The sequence below is a fragment of the Dickeya oryzae genome, from assembly GCF_020406815.2.
Taxonomy (GTDB): domain Bacteria; phylum Pseudomonadota; class Gammaproteobacteria; order Enterobacterales; family Enterobacteriaceae; genus Dickeya; species Dickeya oryzae.
The window spans coordinates 3,081,232-3,091,751 of the sequence record NZ_CP162670.1 but is presented as its reverse complement, the minus strand read 5'-3'; the positions used below and the strand labels follow the sequence as shown (position 1 = coordinate 3,091,751).

At 56.8% G+C, this 10,520-nt stretch carries 4 protein-coding genes; all 4 read left to right on the top strand.

Annotation, left to right across the window (positions count from 1 at the left end; genetic code table 11):
- Window positions 1–18: 18 nt before the first annotated feature.
- The 4 genes from LF929_RS13500 to LF929_RS13485 all read left to right on the top strand — a co-directional run bounded on the left by LF929_RS13500 (window position 19) and on the right by LF929_RS13485 (window position 10,439).
- Window positions 19–1,263 carry an aminotransferase class I/II-fold pyridoxal phosphate-dependent enzyme gene (locus tag LF929_RS13500; RefSeq protein ID WP_038903904.1) on the top strand — a complete coding sequence of 415 codons (1,245 nt, stop codon included), beginning with the start codon at window positions 19–21 and terminating at the stop codon, window positions 1,261–1,263.
- A gap of 24 nt (window positions 1,264–1,287) precedes the next feature.
- Window positions 1,288–1,557 carry an acyl carrier protein gene (locus tag LF929_RS13495; RefSeq protein WP_019844740.1) on the top strand — a complete coding sequence of 90 codons (270 nt, stop codon included), beginning with the start codon at window positions 1,288–1,290 and terminating at the stop codon, window positions 1,555–1,557.
- Window positions 1,558–1,628: 71 nt separating this feature from the next.
- Complete coding sequence (fabD, locus tag LF929_RS13490; protein ID WP_226093118.1) at window positions 1,629–3,521, top strand: ACP S-malonyltransferase; 1,893 nt, start codon at window positions 1,629–1,631, stop codon at window positions 3,519–3,521.
- 3 nt (window positions 3,522–3,524) lie between these two features.
- Window positions 3,525–10,439 (top strand): non-ribosomal peptide synthetase, encoded by a 6,915-nt coding sequence (locus LF929_RS13485; RefSeq protein WP_226093119.1) that lies wholly within the window; start codon window positions 3,525–3,527, stop codon window positions 10,437–10,439.
- Window positions 10,440–10,520: the final 81 nt, after the last annotated feature.

Sequence of the window (10,520 nt, the reverse complement as noted above, 5' to 3'; positions counted from 1 at the left end):
ATCAAGGAGGTTTTTATAATGGATTTTCATGATCTGATCGAACTCGAACGTAAGCCATTCAAAGAGCGCGTAAAATTACGCTATGACACCTATTTAAAAGAACTCGAAAAAGGGTTTATGTTCAGCCGTCAGGGGATGGGGCCTGTCGATGCGCAGATGCAATACAAAGACCTGCACAGCGATGACTTCAGAAGCGTTCTGGTGTTTGGCTCGAATAGCTACCTGGGGCTGGCTAATCACCCTTACGTTAAAAGCAAGGTGATGGAAGCCGTAGAAAAATACGGCATTGGCACTGGCGGATCACCGGCGTTTTCCGGCTACACCAAGCAGCATCGGGATCTGGAGTTGCGTCTGGCGGCGTTAGCGGGCCACGAAGATGCGGTATTGCTGCCAAGCGGCTATATGGCCAACCTGTGCTGGGTCAATGGGCTGATGAACCGTAACGATATCATCATCTATGACCAGAACAGCCACGCCAGCGTTATCAACGCGGTCAAAATGACTAATGTGCCGTTCTTTACCTTCGACCCGGAACGTCTGGACGACTTTGAAGCGATGCTGCCTAAAATTCGGGCACGCTCCAAACCGAATACCCAGATTTTCTCGACCGTAGAAGGGGTGCGTTCTACCGACGGTTCGATCATCGACCTTAAGCGTTACATCGAGATCTGCCGCAAGCATGACATCATCATCATTCTCGATGACGCGCATGGCCTGGGCACCATGGGGCCGACCGGTAAAGGCACGCTTGAGCATCTGGATTTGTTAGGTCAGGTCGACTTGCGTATGTCCACCTGTAGCAAATCGTTGGGCGCGCAAGGGGCGTTTATTTCCGGTAGCCGCGAGCACATCTTTATGCTGCGCAACTTCTCTTACCCCTATTTGTTCACCTCCGGGTTAGCTCAGCCGACGATTGCGGCGATTTCCGCGGCGCTGGACGTGATGGAGCGTGAGCCAGAGCGTATCGCCCGTCTGCACGACAATGTGCGTTACATGCAAGACCAGCTGGAAGCGAAAGGATTCAACATCCTGCGCGGCGAGTCGGGCATTATTCCCATTTTCTTTAGCAAGCTCTCTGTGGTGGGCAACATCAATCGCCGCATTTTCGAGCGCGGCGTGTTTGCCAACATCATGGAATACCCCATGGTTCCCCCCGATAAAGAACGTCTGCGTATCTCGGTCATGTCGACCCACACCCGTGAAGAGATCGATCAGGTCGTTGAGATTATCACTGAGGTTGCGCGCGAGTTTGACGCGCTCTAACGGACTGGATGAAGGAGAGAAGAAATGGACGCTCAGAAAGATGTTCTCGCGGTTGTACTCGACATCATTAATGGCATCAAAAACACCGGGTTTACGCCCGATGTCGTAGAGCTGGATGCCTTCATTGGTGGCGAGCTCGGCGTGGATTCGGTTGAGATGCTGGAGTCGTGGTACGAGATAGAGAAGCGACTCAACATCAAGGTCAACGACGGCGATAAACGCGGTATTTACACGCTCGGCGACCTGGTCAGTACGATTGAAGCGCATCTACCGGAAGACGCGCTTAAGTCCTGATCCCGCGAACGGAAGGCGGGAGCAACAAGCAACGTTAAGTGACAATACTGGGGAACAGTAATAGGGGATTTATGCCTTCTTCAATTTGGGTATTTCCTGGTCAGGGATCGCAGCAGAAAGGGATGGGGAGTGCGCTGTTTGAGCGTTTCCCCGAGCGTGTTCGGGAGGCTGACGAGGTACTCGGTTTCTCGATTCGTGATCTGTGCCTGAGCGATCCTCAGGGCGTACTGGGTGAAACGGAATTCACCCAACCGGCGTTGTTTGTTGTTTCAGCGCTCGGGGTTCTGGCCCATCGGCAAGACGGCGCAGACGCGCCGGATTGCTACGCCGGTCATAGTCTGGGTGAATTTGCTGCGCTGTTTGCGGCAGGGGCGTTTGACTTTGCCACCGGTGTTGCACTGGTCAGAGAGCGCGGCATGCTGATGTCGAAAGCGCCACGTGGGGCGATGGCGGCGATTTTGGGTATCGACCTGAATCAGGTGATGGCGCTGCTGGCGTCGTCACCGTTCAGCGGTATCGATATCGCCAACATCAACTGCGCCCAGCAGATCGTCATTTCAGGGTTGTATGATGACATCGTTGCCTGTGAGTCGCTGTTTACCTCAGCCGGGGCGCGTTACATCAAGCTGAACGTGAGCGCGGCGTTCCATTCCCGCTATATGCGTGACATTGAAACCCAATTCGCGCAGTTTGCCCGCCGTTTTACCTTCAATCCGCTCAACGCGCGGGTGATTTCCAACTACACCGCGCACGACTACCCCACGTCGGATTATCTCGAACTGCTGACGCGCCAGATAAGCCACCCTGTGCGTTGGTACGAAAGTATGTCGCGGTTACTGGCCTCGGGTGAGGTCAGTCAACAGGAAATCGGGCCGGGGCAAGTGCTCACCGGGTTGTTTGCGAAGATCAAAGCACAACCGATGGTGCTTGATGACGCGAACGCCCCTGCAGCGCAACCCACTCGCCACTCACCGGCGTCAGATGCCACTGGCTCTGGGGTGGTGTTTATGTTCGGCGGGCAGGGCTCGCAATATTACGGCATGGGCCAGGAGCTGTATCGCCGGAATGACGCGTTCCGCCGTCAGATGGATAGCTGCGACGCGCTGTGCCGTAAACACACTGGCTACAGTCTGGTGGAAACACTGTATGACGATACCCGTCGTCAACTGCCGCTCTCGGATGTGGCGTTGTCGAATGTGGCGCTGCTGAGTGTCGGGGTTAGCCTGACCCACATGTTCAACGCCGAAGGCATCAAACCCGACGCCGTACTGGGATACAGCCTGGGTGAGTGTATCGCCGCTGTCGTCGCGGGCGTACTGACGCTGGATGACGCCATGAAACTGGTGGTGTCGCAGGCGCACATGCTGCATGAGAAAACGGCTGGCGGCGGCATGATGAGCGTGCTGGCACCGGTATCGCACTTTCATAGCAACCCCGCGCTGTATCAGGGGACTGAGCTTGCCAGCATTAACTTCCAGAATAACTTTGTAGTTAGCGGCAATAAGGCCAGCCTGTCGGCGCTCAAAGTGCGTCTGACGCAACAGGACGTGATTTCGATGTTGCTGCCGGTTGAGCAACCGTTCCACTCGTCCGGCATCGCCGTCATCGAGACAGAGTTCCGCGCACTGGTTGATACCCTTGCGAAAAACGCACCGGAAATGACCGTGTACTCCTCCTTGTTGGGCACATCGGTTGAACGGTGGGACAGCGAGTATTTCTGGCGTGTGTTGCGCGAACCTGTTGATTTTTACCGCCTGATGCAATCGCTGAAGGTGAAAGACGGCACATTCTTTGTTGATCTCAGCCCGACCGGCACGTTGTCAACGTTCATTAAATACGGTTTTGCTGGACGTTTTCAGCACGGCGCGGCCATTAATCAATTCGGCAGAAACGCCGAAAGCGTATCCAACTTACTGAGTACGTTAAAAAATAATTCTATAAAAGTTGTCACAGAGGGAGCGTAACCGATGGTTATCACGCAGGAAAATATGCTCTTGTCGCGTAAGGAAACAGCTGTGGCGTATTGGCAGCATCATCTTACCGGCGCGCAAAGGACGGCGAACGCCAACTTTGTCAATACCACGGAGAGTGGGGAGATGGCCGCCTCCGCTACGCAAGAGAATCGAGTGCTCGTTTCTCACGTTGGGCGGACGCTGAATTCAGAATTACTGGCGCTGGTGCAGCGTGAGTCGACCTCCTGGGAGGTGTTGCTGACCGCCGCATGGGCGCTGTTGTTGAGTAAATACAGCGGTGAGGATGAGGTGCTGTTTGGCAAGCGTTTCGCCGCCGGTGAGGCCGGGGACGCGTGTGCGCTGCCGTTGCGACTGGCGATGGATGGCGGGCGCACGTTGCATCAGTGGTTTCGTGATATCGCCGCCGTGTTTGAGCAGCACCGGCAACATGCCGGGTTGCTGCCAGAGGCCTTGTCGCAAGGTGTGAGTGGTTTCTCAAACCAGACACTGTTTGAATCACTGCTCAGTGTACGTGACGAGCAACACCCGGAACCGGAAAATCTGGACGAGTCTGTGCCGCTGCATCTTGTCGCACACACTGGGGATAACTTGTTGCTGGCACTGCATTACCGCGCGGGTGATATCAGCGATGCGGATGCGCATAACATTCTCGAACGCCTGCAACAACTGTTGGTGAGTTTTGGTCAGGGGGCTGAGCGCACGGTGGGGGCGCAGTCGCTGCTGAATAGCGCTGAAGTTGAACGTGTGGTCCACGAATGGAATGCCACGCAACTGGATGTGGCGCTGGATCGCTCGCTGTACGCGTTGTTTGCTGAACAGGTGGCGGCCAGAAACGAGGCCACCGCACTGGTGGCTGATGATGAACGCTTAAGTTATCGGCAACTTGCCGAGCGTGCCGGGCTTATCGCCGCAGGGCTGCGTCGTGTCGGGGTGACGAAAGGCGATCGCATCGTACTGAGTATGGATAAAACACCGAACCTGATCGCTGCCATGTTGGGTATCATCAGGCTGGGTGCTGCTTACGTGCCTGTCGCTCTGGATGCGCCGAGCGAACGTCGCGCGTTTATCATTAATGACGCCAACGTGCGCTGGACGCTGACCAGCCGGGCCAATCAGTCAGATTTCAGTGACGATGAAAGCAGTACGCTGCTTTTTGTCGAGGACTATCTCCATCAGCAACCGCAGGGTGACCTGCGTGACGATACCGCGTTTGACGCTATCGACTCACACACCATCGCCTACGTTATCTATACCTCCGGCACGACCGGCACGCCAAAAGGTGTGGAGATCGCCCATCGCAGCCTGATTAACTTCTGTGCCTGGTGTGAACACATCGGTATTTTTAGCGTCGGGCAACCGATTACCCAGTTCGCGCCTTATACCTTTGATGCCTCGGCGGGGGAAATTTTTGGTACGCTGACCCGAGGGTGTGAATTACATCTGCTGTCGAACGCGTTGATTCAGAACCCACCGGCGCTGATGAGCTACATGACGGCAAACGACATCCGTTTCTCGGCATTCCCGCCGCCCTACCTCACACACCTCGATCCGGCTTTAGTGCCGCAAGGCATGACCATTTTGACCGCCGGTTCAGCGCCGACACTGGGGTTGATTGAACGCTGGAGTGAACGCTGTCGTTATATCAATGGCTACGGTCCGACAGAAACCACCATTATGTCGTCGGCGTGGATGCGTGGTTTTGAAAAAAGTCAGGATACGCGCCTGAGCATCGGACGGCCGATTGCCAATACCCGGATGTACGTGGTCGATAATTTTGGGCAGCTTTGCGCGCCGGGGATGGCGGGCGAAATCTGGATCGGCGGTGAGGGTGTTGCGGTCGGGTACATGAACCGCCCTGAGCTGACGGCTCAGCAGTTTATCGACGACCCCTGGGTTGCCGGAGGCCGCGTCTACCGCACCGGTGATATCGGTCGCTGGTTTGACGATGGGCGTATCGAGTTCCTCGGTCGGCGCGATCACCAAATCAAATTGAGCGGATACCGCATTGAGCTTGGGGAGATTGAGTCACGTATTACCGCGCTGGAACATATCAAAGACGCGACGGTTATCGGTATCACACCGGATGGCGGCGAGGCGCGTTTGGTGGCCTATGTGGTACCCGAGGCCGGTTACCACAGCGACGGCGCGATTACGCAATGGCGTGACGTCTTAGCCACGCAACTGCCCGGCTACATGGTCCCGTCGGCGTTTGTGGTGATGGCATCACTGCCGCTGACCGCCAATGGCAAGATTGACCGCAAAGCCTTGCCGTTACCGGATGATAACGCCTACGTGCAGCGTGACTTTGAAGCACCTCATGCCGGTATCGAAACCGTGCTGGCGCAGTTATGGCAGACCATACTGGGCGTGCATCAGGTCGGGCGGCAGGACAACTTCTTCGAACTGGGTGGCCATTCGTTGATGGCGATGCAGTTGCAGGCGATGCTGCGTGAGCAGCAGTACTACACCGATGTGCCGACCATCTTCGCTCATCCGGTGCTGGCTGATCTGGCGCAACAGGTTCGTGATGAAGACGACGCCTCGCAGACATGGGTGATACCGGAAAATCAGGTGACGCCGGAAACCACCGCGCTGCACCCGGCGCTTTTCCCGCTGGTGTCGCTGTCGCAACAGCAGATAGATCAGATTGTGGCCCGGATTCCGGGTGGTGTGGCCAATATTCAGGATATCTATGCGCTGGCACCGCTACAGGAAGGCATCCTCTTTCACCATCTGTTTGATGAAGCCGGAGACCCCTACCTGCAGTGTGGTCACCTGTCGTTTGCACACCGCGAGACGCTGGACCGCTACCTTGATGCTATTCAGTGCGTCATTGACCGCCACGATGTGTTGCGTACCGCTTTTATCTGGCAAGGGGTGGAAACGCCGGTACAGGTTGTGCTGCGTCATGCACGCTTGCACGTCACCACACTCAACCTGGATGCGCAGCAAGGCCCGGTGGTCGAGCAACTGCCTGTAGTCGATCAACTAAAAGCGCAGTTCGATCCTCAAACCCATCGCATTGATCTCACGCAGCCGCCGTTGCTGCGCATGGCGGTGGCTTACGACGACCAGCAGGCCCGCTGGGAAGCGCTGATGTATATCCATCATTTGGTGGATGACATCCCGTCGTTGCAGATTTTGCTCTCTGACATTCAGGCGTTCCTTACCGGTAACGGCGAGAGTTTGCCCGCACCGGTACCGTTCCGTCATCACGTGGCGCGTTTGCAACACGGTCGTGATACGCAACAAGAACTGGCCTTTTTCCGTGACATGCTGTCGGACATCACCGAGCCGTCCGCCCCGTTTAATCTGCGTAACGGCCACCTCAACGGTCAGCGTATCCATGAGACCCGGCGTCCGCTGGCGGGCGCGCTGGGTGAACGGTTGCGGACACAGGCACGCCGTCTTGGCGTCAGTGTCAGTAGCCTGTGTCATGTGAGCTGGGCGCAGGTACTGAGCGCCGCCTGTGGCAACGATAGCGTGGTGTTCGGCACCGTGTTGTCAGGGCGTATGCACGGTGAAAACAGCGATAAAATCATGGGCCCGTGCATTAATACCTTGCCGTTGCGTATTGATGTCGGTGACGTTTCGGTAGTCGATGCGGTGCGTCAAACCCATCAGCGCCTGACTGCGTTGATAAAGCATGAGCACACCACCTTGTCGCTGGCGCAACAAGGCAGCGGGATAGTGGCACCGACGCCGATGTTCAGTACCGTCTTCAATTACCGTCGTAACCGCCCGACCGATGTGGACGTGTTAGGCGGAATCGAGTTTGACGGTGTGGCATGGCACGGTTTTGACGAGCGTACCAACTATCCTATTTCGGTTTCGGTGGATGATGCTGACACTGGCTTTGATATTGGCATTCAGGTGGTGGAATCGCTGTCGGGCGAGCGTATCTGGGGTTACTTCCAGCAGAGTATGCTGAGCCTGGTGAGCGCGCTGGAAGCTTCCAGTACCGCTTCTTCTGCCGCCACGCCGTTGTATGAACTGACGGTGTTGCCGCCCGAAGAACACCAGCAACTGCTGAAAACCGTGAACAATACGGCGCTGGCCTTCCCGGCGACCACGATGATTCACCAATTGTTTGAGCAGCAGGTCGCGCAACAACCGCAGGCGCTGGCGTTGCAAATGGGCAACGTGCGTCTGAGCTATGCCGAATTGAATCAGCGGGCTAACCGTCTGGCTCACTACCTGATAGCGCAGGGTGTCGTGCCGGATACACGCGTCGCGTTATGTACTGAACGCTCGGAAACCATGCTCATCGCCTTACTGGCGATCCTCAAGGCGGGGGGAGCGTATGTGCCGCTTGACCCGGAATACCCGGCGACACGACTGGCGTATATTCTCGACGATGCCACACCGAAGGTACTGGTGGTCGACAGACGTGGACGCGAGGTCTTTGGGGAGCAGACAGGGCATGATGTCACCGTGGTGGATCTGGAACGTGACAGCGCGCGCTGGGACGAACTGCCCGGCGACAATCCGGATGTGGCAATGCAGCATAGCCGACATTTGGCGTATGTGATTTACACCTCAGGTTCTACCGGCAAGCCAAAAGGGGTGATGGTTGAACATCGTCAGGTGGTCAACTTCCTCACCGGGATGCAGGCGTTATTCCAACTGGGCACCCGCGACTGCCTGCTCTCCGTGACCAGTATTTCGTTTGATATCGCCGGGCTTGAACTCTATCTGCCGTTGATGACAGGGGCGTCGATTGTGCTGGCCAGCCGCACACAGGCGATGGATCCCCACGCGCTGCTGACGCTGCTGCAAACCCTCGATATCACCATTATGCAGGCGACCCCCACCACCTGGCGCTTGCTGGTGGATGCCGACGCGACACCGCATAAGCAATTGAAGATTCTGTGCGGCGGTGAGGCGTTACCCAGTGATCTGGCTACGCGCCTGCATGCCTTCGGGGAATCCCTGTGGAACCTCTACGGTCCGACAGAAACCACGGTGTGGTCAACCTGTAATCGCGTGAATGCCGGGGATGTGACGCAATACAACCAGTCGATTGGTCGCCCGATTGCCAACACCCAGGTCTATCTGCTGGACAAGCATGGCAAACCGGTGCCGATGGGGGCTATCGGCGAGCTGTATATCGGTGGGGACGGGGTAGCCCGTGGTTACCATCAGCGTCCGGAACTGACCGCTGAGCGCTTTATTCCCGATCCCTTCTCAACTGATTCGGCGGCACGCCTTTACCGGACCGGTGATTTTGCACAACTGATGGACGATGGGCGGCTGGTGTTCCTCGGCCGTACCGATCACCAGTTGAAATTACGCGGGCACCGGATAGAGCTGGGGGAAATCGAAGCCCGGTTGTTGAGTCATCCGTCAGTGCGTGAAGCGGTGGTGGTCGCCAGAGAAGATATGTCCGGGGCGACCCGACTGGTGGCCTACGTGGTGCCCGGCCGTGGCGAAAAAAGCGAGCAGGAACCCTCTTCCCGCTCTGAAAGCCTGGATTTCAGCCTGTTTTTATTCGGTGCGCATACCGACGCCCAGCAGGGGTATCACTATTGCACCGAGGTGACGGAGTTTGGCGATACGCACGGCTTTACCGCCGTCTGGACGCCGGAGCGTCACTTCCACGGCGTGGGTGGGTTGTTCGCTAATCCGGCGTTGTTAAGCGCGTCGCTGGCGGCCAGAACACGGCATATCCAGCTGCGTGCGGGCAGTGTGGTCATGCCGCTGCACGATGCGCTCGGCGTGGCGGAAGACTGGTCGATAGTCGACAACCTGTCGAACGGCCGTATCGGTATCGGTATCGCGTCCGGCTGGAATCAGCGAGATTTTGTGCTGGCTCCCGATCATTACGACGACCGCCGCGCGGTGATGCAACACCGTATTGAGGAGCTGAGAACGCTGTGGCAGGGCGGCAGCGTTTCTCGCCGGGATCATCACGGCAATCACATCGACGTCCAGATTTACCCGGCACCGGTGCAAAAAGAATTGCCGATTTGGATAACGGCGGCGGGTGCGCCAGAGACCTTTGAGTATGCCGGGCGTAGTGGCGCGCATTTGCTGACCCACTTGCTCACGCAGAACATCGAAGGGCTGGCCCAGCATATCGCGATATACCGTGAGGCGCGTGAAAAAGTCGGCTTTGATCCTCGCACCGGCATCGTGACGGTGATGATCCACACCTATCTGGGAGAGAACCTGGACGAGGTACTGACACAGGCGAAAGGGCCGTTCCTGGGTTATCTGGAAGGTCATCTCAGCTTGCTGTCTGGGTGGCTTAAAGAACAGAACATCAACCTCGATACGCTGCCCAGTGAAGACAAACACCGCATCCTGGAGTTCGCGTTCAGGCGTTATACCCGTGAACTGTCGTTTATCGGTACGCCGGAATCCGCGCTGTCTGTGGCGGAAAATCTGCAGGAAGCCGGGGTCGATGAGGTGTCGTGTCTGATCGACTGGATTGTGCCGGAGAATACGTTAGCGGCGCTGGAACACGTGGCCACGCTCAAAAACATGGTGCAAAGCCACTTCAGCCGTCAGGCGCTGCGTAAGCACCTGCAGGATGCCTTGCCGGATTACATGGTGCCAGCAGCCTTTGTGACGCTTAAAGCGTTGCCGCTGACGCCGAACGGCAAGATAGACCGCAATGCGCTGGTCGCGCCGGATGAGCTGTCGTTCGCCCGTCGCGCTTATGTGCCTCCTCAGGGGGAGATGGAAATCACGATGGCTGCTATCTGGGAAGAGCTGCTCGGTGTCGAGCGGGTCGGTCGTCAGGATCATTTCTTCGAGTTGGGAGGTTATTCGTTGTTAGCCGTGCGTTTGATTGAGCAGTTGCGCCGCAGGGGGCTGAGCATCGAGATACGCACGCTGTTTGATACACCGGTTCTGGCAGACATTGCGGCCAGAACCATTGAACTGGCGGAGACTCGACTGTGAGCAGGCTGTTTCCCGTAGGTTGGCTGCATAGCCCTGGCTGTTTTGTTGCATTGCATTACGTCAAGCACCATCGACTACACG

Excerpts from the sequence above, each read along its gene's own strand:
- LF929_RS13485 (WP_226093119.1), top strand. The coding sequence starts at position 3,525 with ATGGTTATCACGCAGGAAAATATGCTCTTGTCGCGTAAGGAAACAGCT.
- fabD (WP_226093118.1), top strand. The coding sequence starts at position 1,629 with ATGCCTTCTTCAATTTGGGTATTTCCTGGTCAGGGATCGCAGCAGAAA.
- LF929_RS13495 (WP_019844740.1), top strand. The coding sequence starts at position 1,288 with ATGGACGCTCAGAAAGATGTTCTCGCGGTTGTACTCGACATCATTAAT.
- LF929_RS13500 (WP_038903904.1), top strand. The coding sequence starts at position 19 with ATGGATTTTCATGATCTGATCGAACTCGAACGTAAGCCATTCAAAGAG.